This is a genomic window from Phycicoccus endophyticus, from assembly GCF_011326735.1.
GTDB classification, from domain to species: domain Bacteria; phylum Actinomycetota; class Actinomycetes; order Actinomycetales; family Dermatophilaceae; genus Phycicoccus; species Phycicoccus endophyticus.
In genome coordinates this window covers 167,743-183,870 of the sequence record NZ_JAANCN010000001.1, presented here as the reverse complement: position 1 = coordinate 183,870, position 16,128 = coordinate 167,743, and the positions used below count along the sequence as shown (strand labels likewise).

17 protein-coding genes are annotated in these 16,128 nt (G+C 75.1%); 9 read left to right on the top strand and 8 right to left on the bottom strand.

The features are described from left to right. Positions 1–83 precede the first annotated feature (83 nt). From arcD to arcC, 4 genes are read left to right on the top strand one after another with little or no spacing between them, the layout of a single operon-like run. The gene (gene arcD, locus G8D98_RS00885) at positions 84–1,589 is read left to right on the top strand and encodes an arginine-ornithine antiporter (protein WP_166097887.1); all 1,506 of its coding nucleotides are present in this window, start codon (positions 84–86) and stop codon (positions 1,587–1,589) included. Between the two features lie 15 nt (positions 1,590–1,604). Further along, entirely contained in the window at positions 1,605–2,873 is a 1,269-nt protein-coding gene (locus G8D98_RS00880) for an arginine deiminase (protein WP_166097883.1), read from the top strand. A gap of 16 nt (positions 2,874–2,889) precedes the next feature. Next, entirely contained in the window at positions 2,890–3,894 is a 1,005-nt protein-coding gene (locus G8D98_RS00875) for an ornithine carbamoyltransferase (protein ID WP_166097881.1), read from the top strand. An 18-nt stretch (positions 3,895–3,912) separates the two neighbouring features. Beyond that, a complete protein-coding gene (gene arcC, locus G8D98_RS00870; RefSeq protein ID WP_166097880.1) occupies positions 3,913–4,824 on the top strand; it encodes a carbamate kinase in 912 nt (303 codons plus the stop codon). A 24-nt stretch (positions 4,825–4,848) separates the two neighbouring features. Here arcC and G8D98_RS00865 read toward each other — a convergent pair whose 3' ends face one another. Further along, positions 4,849–6,297, bottom strand: coding sequence for an RNB domain-containing ribonuclease (locus G8D98_RS00865; protein ID WP_166097877.1), 1,449 nt, complete (start codon positions 6,295–6,297; stop codon positions 4,849–4,851). 32 nt (positions 6,298–6,329) lie between these two features. Here G8D98_RS00865 and G8D98_RS00860 point away from each other — a divergent pair, with 32 nt between their 5' ends. Continuing rightward, positions 6,330–7,076 (top strand): YaaA family protein, encoded by a 747-nt coding sequence (locus G8D98_RS00860; protein ID WP_166097875.1) that lies wholly within the window; start codon positions 6,330–6,332, stop codon positions 7,074–7,076. Further along, the gene (locus G8D98_RS00855; RefSeq protein WP_166097872.1) at positions 7,073–7,960 is read left to right on the top strand and encodes an oxygenase MpaB family protein; all 888 of its coding nucleotides are present in this window, start codon (positions 7,073–7,075) and stop codon (positions 7,958–7,960) included. The genes G8D98_RS00860 and G8D98_RS00855 overlap by 4 nt, the downstream gene beginning before the upstream one ends. Here the strand turns inward: G8D98_RS00855 and G8D98_RS00850 are convergent. The 3 genes from G8D98_RS00850 to G8D98_RS00840 are packed head-to-tail and all read right to left on the bottom strand — an operon-like array spanning position 7,944 to position 10,075. Continuing rightward, positions 7,944–8,411 (bottom strand): SRPBCC family protein, encoded by a 468-nt coding sequence (locus G8D98_RS00850; RefSeq protein ID WP_166097870.1) that lies wholly within the window; start codon positions 8,409–8,411, stop codon positions 7,944–7,946. The genes G8D98_RS00855 and G8D98_RS00850 overlap by 17 nt on opposite strands. A gap of 27 nt (positions 8,412–8,438) precedes the next feature. Continuing rightward, a complete protein-coding gene (locus G8D98_RS00845; protein WP_187566779.1) occupies positions 8,439–9,677 on the bottom strand; it encodes an O-succinylhomoserine sulfhydrylase in 1,239 nt (412 codons plus the stop codon). Beyond that, positions 9,662–10,075, bottom strand: coding sequence for a rhodanese-like domain-containing protein (locus G8D98_RS00840; protein ID WP_166097865.1), 414 nt, complete (start codon positions 10,073–10,075; stop codon positions 9,662–9,664). Before G8D98_RS00840 ends, G8D98_RS00845 begins: the two co-directional genes overlap by 16 nt. A gap of 82 nt (positions 10,076–10,157) precedes the next feature. Here G8D98_RS00840 and G8D98_RS00835 point away from each other — a divergent pair, with 82 nt between their 5' ends. Together G8D98_RS00835 and G8D98_RS00830 are read left to right on the top strand one after the other, a co-directional pair. Continuing rightward, entirely contained in the window at positions 10,158–10,907 is a 750-nt protein-coding gene (locus G8D98_RS00835; RefSeq protein ID WP_166097862.1) for a dihydrofolate reductase family protein, read from the top strand. Positions 10,908–10,986: 79 nt separating this feature from the next. Next, the gene (locus G8D98_RS00830) at positions 10,987–12,423 is read left to right on the top strand and encodes an HNH endonuclease signature motif containing protein (RefSeq protein ID WP_166097860.1); all 1,437 of its coding nucleotides are present in this window, start codon (positions 10,987–10,989) and stop codon (positions 12,421–12,423) included. A gap of 13 nt (positions 12,424–12,436) precedes the next feature. Here the strand turns inward: G8D98_RS00830 and G8D98_RS00825 are convergent, their stop codons facing one another. Then, entirely contained in the window at positions 12,437–12,913 is a 477-nt protein-coding gene (locus G8D98_RS00825; RefSeq protein WP_166097858.1) for a GNAT family N-acetyltransferase, read from the bottom strand. A gap of 50 nt (positions 12,914–12,963) precedes the next feature. On the opposite strand from G8D98_RS00825, the gene G8D98_RS00820 reads away from it, so the two are divergent. Then, a complete protein-coding gene (locus G8D98_RS00820) occupies positions 12,964–13,626 on the top strand; it encodes a maleylpyruvate isomerase N-terminal domain-containing protein (protein WP_166097855.1) in 663 nt (220 codons plus the stop codon). A gap of 5 nt (positions 13,627–13,631) precedes the next feature. On the opposite strand, the gene G8D98_RS00815 is transcribed toward G8D98_RS00820, so the two are convergent. The 3 genes from G8D98_RS00815 to G8D98_RS00805 are packed head-to-tail and all read right to left on the bottom strand — an operon-like array spanning position 13,632 to position 16,128. Continuing rightward, entirely contained in the window at positions 13,632–14,543 is a 912-nt protein-coding gene (locus G8D98_RS00815; RefSeq protein WP_166097853.1) for a reverse transcriptase-like protein, read from the bottom strand. Next, complete coding sequence (locus G8D98_RS00810; protein WP_166097851.1) at positions 14,540–15,280, bottom strand: zinc ribbon domain-containing protein; 741 nt, start codon at positions 15,278–15,280, stop codon at positions 14,540–14,542. The genes G8D98_RS00815 and G8D98_RS00810 overlap by 4 nt, the downstream gene beginning before the upstream one ends. Continuing rightward, complete coding sequence (locus G8D98_RS00805; RefSeq protein ID WP_166097848.1) at positions 15,277–16,128, bottom strand: Nif3-like dinuclear metal center hexameric protein; 852 nt, start codon at positions 16,126–16,128, stop codon at positions 15,277–15,279. Before G8D98_RS00805 ends, G8D98_RS00810 begins: the two co-directional genes overlap by 4 nt.

Sequence of the window (16,128 nt, the reverse complement as noted above, 5' to 3'; positions counted from 1 at the left end):
AGGTGGGCGGCGGCCCGTGGCGCCGGTCGTACCGTCGAAGTGCCGGGCCGGAGACCCCGGCCGGCTCGCCCGAGGAGGCAATGATGTCTCAGCACGTCACCGGGCGCCCCGTCACCGAGGCCCCCTCGACCCCGTCCGCAGCCCCCCGCCCCGACCGCGCGACACCCGCGCTGGGGCTGGCCGCACTCACCGCCCTCGTCGTGGGCTCGATGATCGGCAGCGGCATCTTCGCCCTGCCCTCCCAGATGGCCGCGAGCGCCGCGCCCGGCCCCCTCCTCATCGGCTGGGTGGTCACCGGTGTCGGGATGCTCATGCTCGCCTTCGTCTTCCAGACCCTGGCCCAGCGCAAGCCGGAGGTGGACGGCGGGGTCTACGGGTACGCCCGCGCGGGCTTCGGCAGCTACATCGGCTTCAGCTCGGCGTGGGGGTACTGGGTCTCGGCCTGGGTGGGCAACGTCGCCTACCTCGTCCTGCTCTTCGCGACCCTCGGGTACTTCGTGCCGGCGTTCGAGGGTGGCTCGACCCTGCCGGCGGTCGTCGGCGCCTCGGTCCTGCTCTGGGTCGTCCACGCCCTCGTCCTGCGCGGCGTGCACAGCGCGGCCGTCGTCAACACCATCGTGACCATCGCCAAGGTCGTCCCGATCCTCACCTTCGTCGCCATCGCGGCGGTCGGCTTCCGGGCCGGCCTGTTCACCGCCGACGTGTGGGGCCGCACCACCCAGGTCGACGGCGCCGGCCTCGGGAGCACCCTCGAGCAGGTCCGCACGATGATGCTCGTCACCGTGTGGGTGTTCATCGGGATCGAGGGCGCGGCGGTCTACTCCCAGCGGGCACGCTCGCGCTGGGACGTCGGGCGCGCCACCGTGCTCGGGTTCGCCGCCGTGCTCGCCCTGCTGCTCCTGGTCAACCTGCTCTCCTACGGCCTGATGGCCCAGGCGGACATCGCGGGCCTGGAGGACCCGTCCATGGCCGCGCTCCTGGAGCACGAGGTCGGCAGCTGGGGTGCCGCGTTCATCTCGGTCGGGCTCGTCGTCTCCCTGCTCGGCGCGCTGCTCGCGTGGGTCCTGCTCTGCGTGGAGATCCTGCGGCTGCCGGCTCTCGAGCACGTCATGCCGGCCGCGCTGGCCCGCGAGAACGCCCACGGCGCCCCCGCGACGGCGCTGTGGCTGACCAACGGCTGCGTCCAGCTGCTCCTGCTGTGGACCCTCGTCAACGACAGCACGTACACCAACCTCGTCTACCTGGCGACCTCGCTCATCCTCCTGCCGTACCTGTGGTCGGCGGGCTACCAGGTGCTCCTCGCCGCTCGCGGTGAGACCTACGAGACGGGGCACGGACGCACCCGTGACCTCGTCGTGGGCTCCCTCGCCCTGGTCTACGCCTGCTGGCTGGTCTACGCCGGTGGCCTGGACTACCTGCTCGTCGCCGCGCTCTTCTACCTCGTGGGGACCGGGTTCTTCGTCTGGGCCCGCCGGGAGAGCCACCTGCCGGTGTTCACCCCACCCGAGCGGGTGGTCGTCGGCGTCGTCGGCGTCGTCTCCGTCGTCGCGGTCGCCATGCTCGCCACCGGCCACCTCGCGGTGCTCTGAGCGGGCGTGGCGACGATGACCGACACCACGCCCACCGTCTCGCCCCGCGTCGGGGTCTGGTCCGAGGCCGGCCGGCTGCGCCGGGTGCTCGTCTGCGCACCCGGCCTGGCCCACCAGCGGCTGACCCCGCAGAACTGCGACGAGCTCCTCTTCGACGACGTCATCTGGGTCCAGCAGGCCCGCCGGGACCACTTCGACTTCGTCGCCAAGATGGCCGAGCGCGACATCGAGGTGCTCGAGCTGCACGACCTGCTCGCCGAGGTCCTCGAGCAGCCGGAGGGGCGCGCCTGGGTGCTCGACCGGACCGTCACCGACGGGCTCGTCGGGGCCGGCCTGACCCGCGAGGTGCGCAGCTGGCTGGGCGAGCTGCCCGGCGACCGGCTCGCCGAGCTGCTCATCGGCGGGGTGTCCTACCAGGACGTCCCTGCCGAGCTCGGGCCCGGCTTCCTCTCCGCCTTCCGCGAGCTGGACCCCACGGGGTTCGTCCTGCGCCCGCTGCCGAACACGCAGTTCATGCGGGACAACACCTCGTGGATCTTCGGCGGGGTCACCCTCAACCCGATGTACTGGCCCGCCCGCCGCCGCGAGACGCTGCTGACGACGGCCGTCTACCGCTTCCACCCGGCCGTCGCCGGTGAGGAGTACGCGGTCTGGCTCGGTGACCTCGACGGCTCGGCGGGCGACCACGGGCTGGCCACCCTCGAAGGAGGTGACGTCATGCCCCTCGGCCGCGGCGTCGTCCTCATCGGGATGGGCGAGCGCACCTCGCACCAGGCGATCACCCAGGTGGCCCGCAACCTCTTCACCGCCGGCGCGGCGGAGCGGGTCATCGTCGCCAGCCTGCCCCGGGCGCGCTCGGCGATGCACCTCGACACGGTGTTCACCGTCGCCGACCACGACCTCGTCACGAGCTACGCCCCGGTCGTCGACGGCATCGTCCCGTTCAGCCTGCGCCCCGGCGACGGCCCCTCCGGGCTCGACATCCGCCGCGAGCCGCAGGGGCTGGTCGAGACCGTCGGCGACGCTCTCGGGGTGCGCTTGCGGGTGGTCGAGGCCGCCGGGGACCTCTACGGGGTCCAGCGCGAGCAGTGGGACGACGGCAACAACGTCGTCGCTCTCGAGCCCGGCGTCGTCATCGGCTACGACCGCAACATCCAGACCAACACCGCCCTGCGCAAGGCGGGCGTCGAGGTCGTCACCATCACCGCGAGCGAGCTCGGCCGGGGCCGCGGCGGAGGCCGGTGCATGACCTGCCCGATCCTGCGCGACCCGCTCTACACCTGACGAGGAGCACCCAACCATGTCCTCCACCACCCGCCCGCGCAGCCTGCTCTCGCTCGTCCACCACAGCGAGCGCGACCTGCTCGACCTGCTCGACCTCGCCCGCGACCTCAAGCGGGCCAGCGCGTCCGGGCAGCGCCGGCCGGCCCTGCAGGGGCGCACCATCGCGCTGGTCTTCGAGAAGACCTCCACCCGCACCCGCTGCGCCTTCGAGGTGGCGGCCTACCACGAGGGCGCCCACGTCACGTACATCGACCCGGTGTCCTCGCAGATCGGGCACAAGGAGTCGACCAAGGACACCGCCCGGGTGCTCGGGCGGATGTACGACGCCATCGAGTACCGCGGCGCCAGCCAGGAGGCCGTCGAGGAGCTGGCGCGCTACTCCGGCGTCCCGGTGTTCAACGGCCTGACCGACGAGTACCACCCGACCCAGATGCTCGCCGACGTGCTGACGATGACCGAGCACTCGAGCAAGCCGCTACGGGAGATCTCGTTCGCCTTCCTCGGCGACGGGCGCAACAACGTCGCCAGCTCGCTGCTCCTCGTGGCCGCCAAGCTCGGCATGGACGTGCGCATCGGCGCGCCCCGGGACCTGTGGCCGAGCAGGGAGCACGTCGCGATGTGCCGAGGGTTCGCCGAGGGCTCCGGTGCCCGCCTGACGGTCACCGACAGCCCGACCGACGCGGTCCGCGGAGTCGACTTCGTCTACACCGACGTCTGGGTCTCGATGGGTGAGCCGGTCGAGACCTGGGCCGAGCGGGTGGAGGCGCTCCTGCCCTTCCAGGTCAACCGCGAGCTGCTCGCGGCGACGGGCAACCCCGGTGTCCGGTTCATGCACTGCCTGCCGGCGCTGCACGACACCTCGACGACGCTCGGTGCCAGCGTCGCCGCGCAGTACCCGGCCCTCGCCGGTGGTGTCGAGGTGACCGACGAGGTCTTCGAGAGCGAGGCGAACATCGCCTTCGACCAGGCCGAGAACCGGATGCACACGGTCAAGGCGGTCCTCGTCTCCGCACTCGCCTGACGCCGCGGAGGAGACCCCATGCGCATCGTCGTGGCCCTCGGCGGCAACGCCCTGCTCCGGCGCGGCGAGCCGATGACGGCCGAGAACCAGCGCGCCAACATCCGGGTCGCCGCCCAGCGGCTCGCGCTCGTCGTCCCCGGGCACGAGGTCGTCGTGGCGCACGGCAACGGCCCGCAGGTCGGGCTGCTCTCCCTCCAGGCGGCGGCCTACCGGGCGGTGGACCCCTACCCGCTGGACGTGCTCGGGGCCCAGACGGAGGCGATGATCGGCTACGTCGTCGAGCAGGAGCTCGGCAACCTCCTCCCGGCCGACCAGCACCTCGCGACGGTGCTCACCATGGTCGAGGTCGACCCGCACGACCCGGCCTTCGAGCACCCGACCAAGCCCATCGGTCCGGTGTACGACCGCGCGACCGGCGAGCGCCTCGCCGCGCTCCACGGCTGGGCCCTCGCGCCCGACGGCGACGGCGTGCGGCGGGTCGTCGCCAGCCCCCGGCCGCGCCGGATCTTCGAGATCGAGCCGATCCGCTCACTCCTTGCCGACGGCACGGTCGTCATCTGCGCCGGTGGCGGCGGGATCCCGACGTGCTACGACGCCGAGCACCGCCTCCGGGGCGTCGAGGCGGTCATCGACAAGGACCTCGCCTCCTCGCTGCTGGCGCGCCAGCTGGGCGCCGACCTGCTCGTCATCGCCACGGACGTCGACGGCGTCTACCTCGACTGGGGGACCCCCCGCCGGCGGCGGCTCGGCACGGTCACGCCCGAGCAGCTCTCCGGGCTCGAGCTGCCCGCCGGGTCGATGGGGCCGAAGGTGGAGGCGGCCTGCGGCCTCGTGACGGCGACCGGCCACGACGCGGTCATCGGTGCCCTCGCCGACATCGCCGACATCGTCGCGGGCCGGGCCGGGACCCGGGTGCGCCTGCCGCGCTGACCTGCCCGGGCCGCGTCGCGCCGCTCAGCCGGCGGCGAACACGACCCGGCCGCTCGCGACGTCGGCCGACTCCAGGCGCACGGTGACCGCCGACCCGAGCGGCCCACGCCCGCCGCGGACGTCGGCGAGGACGGGCAGGTCGACGAGCTGGACCTCCATCCCCTTCTCCGTGTGGTCGACGACGACCGCGGCGAACCGCTCCCCCTCGCGGCCGGTGAGCACGGCGGCCTCGGTGGCGTCCGCACAGGCCCGCTCGGCGGTGCGGGCGACCCGGTCGGAGGAGGTCATCAGCTCGGTCAGGGTGGGCAGCGCGGCGCGGACGGGGTCGGGCACCTCCCGGCCCCGCGCGAGCGCCTCGCAGACGAGCAGCCCGAAACGGTCCACGAGCCGGCGCAGCGGCGCGGTGACGTGGGCGTACGGCGCCGCGACGGCTGCATGCTCGGGCTGCTCGGGCACCTGCCCGGCGAAGGCGGTGTACGTGGCTCCGCGGAAGAGCGAGGTCGCCTCGTGGATCAGGGCGAGGTGGTGCGGGTCGCTGCGGTCCAGCCCGCGCACGAGGTCGCCGTAGGGCACCCCTTCGGGCCACTCCACCCCGAGCCCACGCGCCGCCCGGCGGAAGCGTGCGACCGCCTCCGGCGTCGGGGCGGGCATGGTGCGCAGCACGCCGACGCCGCCGTCGAGCATCATCCGCGCCGCGGCCATGCCGGTGAGCAGGGAGAGCTGGGCGTTCCACTCCTCGGCCGGCACCGGTGGGCGGAACTCCAGGGTGAACCCGCCGTCGTCCTGGGCGCTCACCTGCTGCTCGGGCATGGGGAGGCTGGCGCCGCCGCGGGCCCGCTCCCTGGCGATGCGGCGCTCACCGACCTCCCGGAGCAGGACGAGCCGCTCGTCGGCCCGACCGCCGTCGACCGCGGCCTGGACGCCGGCGTAGTCGAGCCGCTCGCGGCTGCGCACGAGGGCCCGGCGGACCTCGGCCGCGGTGAGGACGCCCTCGGCATCGAGCGCGAGATCCCAAACGAAGGCCGGCCGGACCGCGCCGGGGAGCAGGCTGGCCGCCGCCTCGGAGAGCACGGGCGGGTGCAGCGGCACCCGCGCGTCGGGGCAGTACACGGTCTGGCCCCGCTGCCGGGTCACCTCGTCGAGGGCACCACCGGCCCGCACGAACGCGGGCACGTCGGCGATGGCGTAGCGCACCCGGTAGCCCTCGCCGGCCCGCTCGAGGTGCAGGGCCTGGTCGAGGTCCATCGACCCGGGCGGGTCGAGCGTGACGTAGGGGACGTCGGTCTCGTCCCGGTAGCCCTCCTGGGGCGGCGCGGCGGCGACCCGCTCGGCCTCGGCGAGGGCGTCGGCGGGGTACGGCCCCGCGATGCCGAGCTCGGAGCGGACCGCGGCGAAGCGCGCGCGCAGCGGCTCCTCGACGCGCCGGGCGATGTCGGCGTCGGTGGGGCGCAGCACGACGCGGGGATGGGGCATGCGGCCCAACCTAACGTCCGTAGGCTGAGGCGGTGCTCATCCTCCTCCCGCCGTCGGAGTCGAAGTGGAACCGGCCCCGGGGGCGTCCGGCCGACCCGGCGTCGTGGTCCTTCCCGCAGCTGGCTCCCGCCCGCGCCGAGGTGGCCGCCGCGCTCGCCCGGGTGAGCGCCTCCCCCGCCGCCGGCGAGGTCCTCGGCGTCTCGCCGCGGCTGCACGAGGAGGTCCGGCGCAACCTCGAGCTCGACACCCTGCCGGCGACCCCGGGGGCGCAGGTGTACACCGGGGTCCTCTTCGACGCCCTCGGCCTGGCCTCGCTGGACCCGGCCGCCCGGCGCCGCGCCGACCGCTGGGTCGTCGTCGTGTCCGCCCTGCACGGCGCGGTCCGTCTCCGGGACCGGGTGACCGCCTACCGGCTCTCGATGGGCACCGACCTGCCGGGGGTCGGCCCGCTCGCGCGGTGGTGGCGCCCGGTGCTCGAGGAGCCGCTGACGCGCGCCGCCGGTCGCGGGGTCGTCCTCGACTGCCGCTCCGCCGCCTACGCTGCGGCCTGGGCTCCGGGGCCCGCGCTGGCCGAGCGCTGGGTGCACGTACGGGTGCCCGGCGCGAGCCACGGGGCCAAGCACACCCGGGGGCTCGTGGCGCGCCACGTGTGCCTCGCCGGCACCACCGCCCGCTCGGTGCCCGCGGTGGCGGACGTGGTGTCCGGGGCGTTCCCGACGCGGCTGCGCGAGCCGGCCCGCGAGGGTGCGCCCTGGGTGCTCGAGGTGAGCCCTCCGTGAGCGCCGTCGACCGCCTCGGCCGGGCCGCGCAGCGGCGGCTCGGGGCGGCCCTGCGGGCGCGGGTCGCCGGGGCCGACGCCGCCGACCGGGCCGCGGTCATCTGGGGTGCCGACGGCGAACGCCGCTTCGGCCCGGGCGACCCGGTGTGGCGCGTCCACGCCGACGCCGCCATGTTCCCCGGCGGCATCGCCGCCCTGCTGCTGCAGTCCCTGCACCCCTCGGCCATGGCCGGCGTCGCGGGGCACAGCGGCTACCGGGGCGACCCGTGGGGGCGCCTGCAGCGCACCTCGCACTTCATCGCCGCGACGACCTTCGGCACCGTCGCGACCGCCGACGCCGCGGTCGAGCGGGTCCGGGCCATCCACGAGCGGGTCCGGGGCCGGGACGAGGACGGTGTGCCCTACCGGGCCTCGGACCCGCAGCTGCTCCTGTGGGTGCACGCGGCCGAGGCGTGGAGCTTCCTCGCGGCCTTCCAGCGCTTCGCGGCGGACCCGCTCGGTGCCGAGGAGGCCGACACCTACGTCGCCCAGGCCGCGGTGGTGGCCCGCAGCCTCGGGGCGGTCGACGTGCCGACCGACGTGGCCGGGCTCGCGGCCACCGTCGAGCGGTACCGGCCGGTGCTGCGGGCGACGCCGGCCGCCCGGGACGCCGCGCGCTTCCTCCTGCTCGACCCGCCACTGCCGTGGACGTCGCGGCCGGGGTACGGCCTGCTCGCGTCCGGCGGCGTCGCGCTGCTGCCCGGCTGGGCCCGGCGCGAGCTGAGGCTGCCGGTCACCGGGCCGGCGGCCGGGGTGGCCGGCGTCCTCGGGCTGGTCGGGACGAGGGCCGTGCGCTGGGCGATGGCCGGGGTGCCGCCGGAGCGGCGGGTCAGCGTCCCTCGGTGACGAGCGTCTCGAGCCGCTCGAGCGTCGCCTCCATGTTCCGCCGGGTCATCCCCGCCATCCGCCGCACGACGGGCCGGCTGGGCGCCGCCTCGCCGGAGAGGTCCCAGGTCTCGGTGACCCGGGTGCCGCCCTCGACCGGCTCGAGCTCGTAGCGCCACACCCGGCCCCCGACGAGCGCCGACAGCGGCCCGCTCGCGTCGGTCCGCCAGGCGATCCGCCGGTCCTCCTCGTACTCGACGACGGTGTTGAGGGTCGAGTACGGGAGCCCGATGCGCATGTCCATCCCGAAGCGGTCGCCGAGCGCGAGCCGGCGCCCACCGCTGCGCGCCCCGCGCACCGAGCCACCGCCGTCGATCCGGGCGTGCCCCGCGGGGTCGGCGAGCAGCGCGAAGATCGGCTCGGGGGGTGCGGGCAGGACCCGCTGGACGGACACGACGTCACGGGAGGCCATGGCCGGACGCTAACAGCCGCCGACCGGTCAGGCGCGGGCGGCCCGGGCGGCGGAGAGGCCGCGGTCGAGGTCGGTGAGCAGGTCGTCCACGTCCTCGAGCCCGACCGAGAGCCGCACGGTGCCGTCGGTGATCCCGACGGCCGCGCGCGCCTCGGCACCGAGCCGGCGGTGGGTCGTCGTGGCCGGATGCGTCGTCATCGACTTGGCGTCCCCGAGGTTGTTGGAGATGTCCACGAGCCGCAGGGCGTCGAGGAAGGCGAAGGCGGCGTCCTTGCCGCCGTCGAGCTCGACGGTGACGACCGTCCCGCCCCCACCCTCGAGCTGGCGCAGCGCGAGGTCGTGCTGCGGGTGGCTCGGCAGGTGTGGGTAGACCACCCGGGCCAGACCACGCCCGTCGGCCATCCACTGCTCGAGGGTCTGGGCGACGGTCAGGGCGGAGCCGGCCATGGCGCGCACCCGCAGGTCGAGGGTCTCCAGCCCCTTGGCGAGCAGCCAGGCGTTGAAGGGCGACATGGCCGGTCCGGTGTGCCGCATGAGGTGGCGCACCGGGCCGTCGACGAACGCGGCCGGGCCGAGCACCGCGCCGCCGAGCGCCCGCCCCTGCCCGTCGACGTGCTTGGTCGCCGAGTAGACGACGACGTCGGCGCCGTGCGCCAGCGGGTGGCTGAACACCGGCGTGCCGAAGACGTTGTCGACGACGACGGTGGCGCCGGCCGCGTGCGCGAGATCGCTGACGGCGGCGATGTCGACGAGCTCCTGCATCGGGTTGCTCGGCGTCTCGAAGAACACGGCCGTCGTCGGCTCGCCGAGGGCCGCGCGCCACTGCTCGAGGTCGGCCCCGTCGACGAAGACCGTCTCGACGCCCCAGCGCGGGAGGATCTCCTCGAGGATGACGAAGCACGACCCGAACAGGGCCCGGGAGGCCACCACCCGGTCACCGGCGCCGCAGAGCGCCGCCATCGCGGTGAAGACGGCGGCCATGCCGGAGGCCGTGGCGAAGCACGCCTCGGCACCCTCGAGCAGCCGCATGCGCTCCTCGAACACCCCGACGGTGGGGTTGCCGTAGCGGCTGTAGATGTAGTGGTCGACCTCGTCGGCGAAGGCGGCCTCGGCCTGGGCGGCGGACTCGTAGACGAACCCCGATGTCAGGTAGAGCGCCTCGGCGGTCTCGTCGAAGCCGCTGCGGGCGAGCCCACCGCGGACGGCGAGGGTGCGCGGCCGCAGGCCGTCCGGGAGCGGCTCGCCGCCGGTCACCGCTGGCGCCACGGGAGGCCGTCGACCTTCCACCCGGACACGGCGCGGTGCCCGGCGGCGTCGACCGGGCCCTCGAAGCCCTCGAGGATGTTGTAGGCCGGCCCCAGGCCCGCGGCCGTGGCCGCCTCCGCCGCGGCCACCGAGCGCACCCCGGAGCGGCACAGGAAGTACACGGGCCGGCCGGGTTCGAGACCGGCGTCGCGCAGGTCCTCCACGAACCGGTCGTTGACCGTGCCCCCGGGAAAGGTGGTCCACTCGACGAAGGCCGCCTCGTGCCCGGTGCCGCTGAGGTCCGGGACCCCGACGAAGCTCCACTCGGCACTCGTGCGCACGTCGACGAGCAGGGCCTCCTCGGGCCCGGTCACCGCGGCGTACGCCTCGGGGGGCGTCACGTCTCCTGCGTAGCTCATGCCCCGAGGGTAGGACGGGTCCCTGTAGCCCCGGTTCCCGTCTCACCTCGGCCACGTCACCGCCTCGTCCTACGGTGCCCGGATGACGCACTCTCCTACCGCACGCCCGCGGGTCGTCGTCACCACGACGGCCAGCGTCGACGGCCGCGTGGCGCCGGCGCGGGGCCAGCGGCTCCTCGACCCCGCCGTGGGCGAGCGCTGGCGGCATCCGTGGCCGCCCGATGTCACGGCGCTGCTCGAGTCGCGGCGACAGTGGGTGGCTCGCACGCACCGGCCCACCCTGACTCTGGAGGGCAGCGGCTCGTTCGTCGGCGATGGTCGGCACTCCCCCTGGGCGGGCACGGCACCGGCCGGGCGGGTGGCCGACCACCTCCCGCGCAGGGCACCGCGGTGGTTCGGGGTCGTCGACGGCAGGGGGCGCGTCGACTGGTCGTACACCGGGGACGAGGAGACCGCCCTCCTCGTCCTCGGGTGCCGGGCGACGCCGAGCGGCTACCTCGCGCGGCTGCGCGAGCTCGGGGTCGGCTACCTCGTCACCGACGGGAGTCGGGTGGACCTGCGGGAGGCCCTGGTGCGGCTGCGGGACCTGCTCGGGGTCCAGACCGTCGTCGCCGACGGTGGAGGCGGGCTGACCGGGGCGCTGCTGCGGGCGGGCCTGGTGGACGAGCTCCACGTCGTCACGGTGCCCATGCTTGTCGGCGGTCTCGGGACCCCTTCCGTCGTCGACGGTCCCCCCCTGGGTCCCTGCGACATCCCCGTCCGCCTCCGCCTGGTCCACGAGGAACGGGGTTCCCACGGCAGCCGGTGGAGTCACTTCGAGGTCGTGCCCTGATGCCGGAACTGTTTGTGACGCAGGGTGATTCATGCTTCTCAGGGGTTGTGTTTCGAACATCCGTTCGGTATGATGAGGTATGGACGCAGGGGACCTGGCCGACCGCATCGCGGCCCTCCACGAGGAGGCTGCGGCGCTCGGCCGTGAGCTGGCCACGCACGGTCAGGCGCTCACCCAGGACGAGGCGTACGCCCTCGCCGGTGCCCTCCAGGGGGTCGTCAACGCGGCCGAGGCCGCGCAGGGGGCGGTCGGCGCCTGGGGTGCACGGTTCGAGCTCACGCTGACCGGCACCCAGCGCGTCCACCCGCTCGGCTACGTCGAGCCGATGGCTCCCTCGGAGATGGCGCTCGCCACCGGGGTCACCGAGGGTCTGGCCGGCCGCAAGGTGCGCCTCGGCGCCGGCACCGTGCACCGCTTCCCCGTCCTGCACGACCTCGTGCTCGCCGGGAAGGTGGCGGCGTCGAGCGTGCACAAGGTCCTCGACGCGTGCAGCGGTCTCGACCACGCCGCGTGCGAGCGCGTGGACGCCCGGCTCTCGGCCCGGCTGCCGGGGATGGACCCCGCCCGGGTGAGCGCACAGGCCCGCACGGTCGCCACCCGGGTCGCCGCCGACCAGGTCGCCGCCCGCGACGCCGACACCCGGCGGGGGCGGCTCGTCGAGGTCTCCCCCGGTGAGGACGGGATGACCGAGTGGTTCGCCGCCCTGCCCACGGCGACGAGCGCGGCCATGTGGGCCGCCGTCGAGTCCCTCGCCACCGACTACCGCGCCCTCGACACCGACCTGAGCGTCCGCGAGTCCCGGGCCGACGCCCTGAGCGACCTCGTGCTGCGCAACGTCACGGTCGCCGCCTCGGTCACCCTCGGAGTTCCCGTCCTCACCGGCGACACCGGGCCCGAGGCCCGTCAGGGCGAGCGGTTCCGCATCGAGCGCGACGACGAGGAGACCGTCGTCGACGCGGTCACCGGCCAGGTCACCACCCTGGGCGAGCTGACCCCCGCCTCCCGGGAGGAGATGTCCTGGGTCGAGATGGGTCCCGAGCCCGACGGCGATCTCACCACGACCATGGCAGCCCTCTCCGGCGGCACCGCGGTCAGCGGCACACCGCTCCCCGGGCTGGGGTGGGTCGACCCCGCCACCATGGCCGCCCTGCTCGGGACGCTCCCGCTGCACGTGGCCCGGGCCGTCCTCGAGGCCGACACCGGCACGCTCGTCTCGCACACCTCCACCGCCTACCGACCGCCCGCGGCCACCCGCGAGCTGGTCACGGTCCGCGACGGCACCTGCCGGATGTGGGGCTGTACCCGGCCGGCCGACCGCTGTGACCTCGACCACACCCTGCCCTGGCCCGAGGGCGGCACCGACCCGGGAAACCTCGCCGCGCTCTGCCGACGCCACCATCGGATGAAGCACCAGGGCCGATGGCGCTACCGCCTCGACGACACCGGCAGCGTCACCTGGCACGGCCCCGACGGTGCGACGCGCACCACCGAACCCGCCCACCGCGCGGACCGCTGAGGCTGCCTCCGGCTCACGGAGACAACGCCAGCTCGTAGTGCCGCAGGAGCGGGTACGGCGCGAAGGAGGTACGCGTCCGCTCCCCCGTGGGCACCCAACCTCGCCGCTCGTAGAACCGGATGGCGCGCCCGTTCTCCTCGAACACGCGCAGCCGGGCCGCCCCGTGTCCCCGCCGCCGCAACCGCTCCACCACCGCGTCGTGGGCCCACCCGGCGAGCCCGCTCCCCCAGGTCTCCGGCGCCGTGCCGAAGTGCAGCAGCTCGGCGCCCCGGGTCGCGGCGAACCCGCCGATGCCGGCAGCGGTCACCACGGCGTAGCAGTCGACGCCCGGGTCCTGCATCTCCGCCTCCCAGCGGGCCCGCACCTGCGCGGTCGGGAAGGGATGGGTCTCCTGCGGGAAGATGTGCCCGAGCCCCGCGACGGCCCCGGCCCGCTGGAGGTCCATCAGGGCGTCCAGGTCCTCGAGGCGCAGCGACCGCAGCACCGGCATGATCCGACCGTAGCCGCCTCGCGGACTGCCACGCGTGCGACAGTGGCCCGATGGGAGTCACCATCCCCCACCCTGAGGCGCTGACGACCTTCGGTATCTCGGTGCGCGCCTTTCTCGAGGCGTGCACGGGGCTCGAGGAGCTGGACCTCCTCGCCCCGTCCCGCTGCCGGGGGTGGCTACGCCTGGACGTCGTCACGCACGTCGTCGTGGGATGGGAGGAGCTCCTCGGCGGGTTCGCGACGCCGACATCTGCGACGGCCACCGTCGACGCGGCGACGTATTGGAGGGCCTACGCGCAGGGCCGCCGAGGTACCGACCCCGTCCTGACCCTCATGGACCAGCGCCGACACACCGACGCCTACCGGCGGCCGGCGGGCGCCGTCGAGAAGCTGCGTGACCTCGGGCACCGCACGCTGACGGCGGCCGACGCCTTGCGGGAGGGCCGCCACCTCTTCCAAGGCCACGTCCTGACCAGCGGCGACCTGCTCGCCTCGTGGGCCGTCGAGAACGTCGTGCACCACCTCGACCTCCTGGTCGGGGTGTCCGCGCCCACCGCGCCGCTCCGCCTCGCCCGCGCCACTGTCGAGTCACTGCTCGATGAGCCGCTCCCGGACGGGTGGGACGACGTCACCGCGACCCTCGTCGCGACCGGCCGGGTGCCCGTGCCCGCCGGACAGGGGCATCTCGCCGACCGGCTCCCGGTGCTCGGCTGAGCCGTTCAGGCGCGGTTCGTGAAGTTCACCGCGACATCGAGGTCCCCGTCCACCTCGAGCCCCGTGAGCGACCCGGGGTCCACGACGAGACGCCCGGCCCGCTCCGGCGGTGTCCCCAGCACGTGCGCGAGGACGGCCTGGACGACCTCCGCCGGGCAGACGACCACCGTCGTCCCTCCTCGTGCCGCCACCCGATCCCAGGCCGCGGCCACGTCCCCGGCGCCGGCCCACCCCGGGTCGACGACCGGCTCGACCCGCAGGACGTCGGCGATCTCGGCCGCCGTCTCGGTCGCGTCGGGCGAGCCGGCCTCGAGCAGGTACCGGGGGCCGCCGCCGAGCAGCGCCTCGACGGCCTCGGCCGCGCGCCGGGCCGCGGAGGCCTCGCCGGCGGCCACGAGCAGGACGCGCGTGGGCGTCGTGGCCGGGGGCGCCGGGGAACCCGAGGCGCCCGCCGTCCCCGTCCGCTCGGGGGGCGCCCCGAGATCGCGGTCCACGGTCCGGCCGTCCATGCCGTCGTTGGAGAGGGCGTCGGCGGCGGAGTTCTCGGCACGCGGGATCCACGTGTAGCGCACCGACCCGCCGGCGTCCCGGATCGACCGGGCCACCTCCTGCGCCTGGAGCGCCAGCCTCCGCATGTCCTCGTGCTTGATCTTCCACGTGCCCGACATCTGCTCGACGACGAGCTTGGAGTCCATCCGCACGAGGACCTCGGCGCCCGGGTCGATGGACCGGGCCGCCTCGAGACCGGCGATCAGCCCGCGGTACTCGGCGACGTTGTTCGACGCCTTCCCGAGCGGGGCGGCACGCTCGGCGAGCAGCGCCCCGGTGTCGGTGTCGCGGACGAGGGCGCCGTAGCCGGCGACGCCGGGGTTGCCCCGCGACCCGCCGTCGGCCTCGACGGTGAGCCGCCGGCTCACAGCCCGGACTCGGCGGTCCGCACGAGGATCCGGCCGCACTCCTCGCAGCGGACGACCTCGTCCTCCTCGGCGCCGCGGATGCGCTGGAGGTCGACCGGGTTCAGCTCGAGCTGGCACCCTCCGCACCGCCGCTGACGCAGCGGCGCAGCACCGGTGCCCCCGGAGCCGGCACGGATCTTCTCGTAGAGGGCGACGAGGTCCTCGCCCACCTCGCCGACGACGCTCTCCCGGGGCGCGGCCACCTCAGTCGCCTCGGCGTCCAGCCGTCCGAGCGCCTCGTCGCGAGCCCGTGCGAGGCCCTCGATGCGCTCGGCGAGCTCGGCCCGGCCGCGCTCGAGCTCGGCGACGTCGTGCTCGGTCGCCTCCACCCGCTCCATGACCTCGATCTCGACGTCCTCGAGCTCGGCCTGCCGCCGCCCGAGGGACTCCAGCTCGTGCTGCAGGGCCTGCAGGTCCTTGGCGCTGCCGGCGCCGGCCTCCAGCCGCGCCTGGTCGCGCGCGGCGCGGTCGCGCACGAGCTGGACGTCGGCCTCGGCCTTGGTCACCTCGCGCTGGATGTCGCCGAGCTCCGTACGCGAGCGGACGAGCTGGTCGTCGAGCAGCCGCGCCTTGCCCTCGAGGTCGGCCAGCTCGGCCAGCTGCGGCAGGGTGCGCCGGGCGTGGGCGATCTGGTCCAGCCTGGTGTCGATCGCCTGGAGGTCGAGCAGCCGGTGCTGACGGGCGGACTCGGCTCTCACGTGCTACCTCCCTCGGCGGCACCGACGACGAACGTCCACGGGTCGGTGCGCACTGTGCTGATGTGGGTGTCCACCCTAGTCGCGCGCTCGCCCAGGCCCGCACGCAGCGCCCGCTCCGCGCGCGCGAGCCACAGCTGCTCGCTCGCCCAGTGCCCGGCGTCGACGAGGTAGGGCGTCCCGCCGCGGGCCTCCTCGCGGGCCTCGAGGACCGGGTGGTGGCGCAGGTCGGCGGTGACGTACACGTCGGCGCGGGCGGCCCGCACCGCGTCGAAGAGGTCGTCGCCCGACCCTCCGAGGACCGCGACCCGCCGCACCTCGGCCCCGGGCGGGCCCGCCACCCGCACCCCGCCGGCGGTCGGCTCCAGCCGGGCCGCCAGCGCCTCGACGAAGGCCCCGAGCGGCTGCGCTCGTGGCAGGTCACCCACCCGGCCGAGCGGCCGGTCCTCGACGAGCGCGAGCGGCTCGGTGTGCCCGAGCCCGCACGCCTCGGCGAAGGCCTCGCACACGCCCTCGGCCGCCACGTCGGCGTTGGTGTGGGCGACGTACAGCGCGACGTCGCCGACGACGAGCTCGGTGACCGTGGCGCCCTTCGCGGACGTCGTGGCGACCGAGTGCACCCCGCGCAGGAGCAGCGGGTGGTGGGTCAGCAGCAGGTCGGCCCCGAGGTCGCGGGCCTCGGCGACGACCGCGAGGGTGGGGTCGACCGCCAGGTGCACCCGCCGCACCGGCTGGGTCGGGTCGCCGGTGACCAGCCCGACGCGGTCCCACGACTGCGCGCTCTCGGGTGGGTAGAGGCGCTCGATCACCTCGAGCACCTCCCGCAGGGTCAGGGGTGCCTCGTCGCTCAT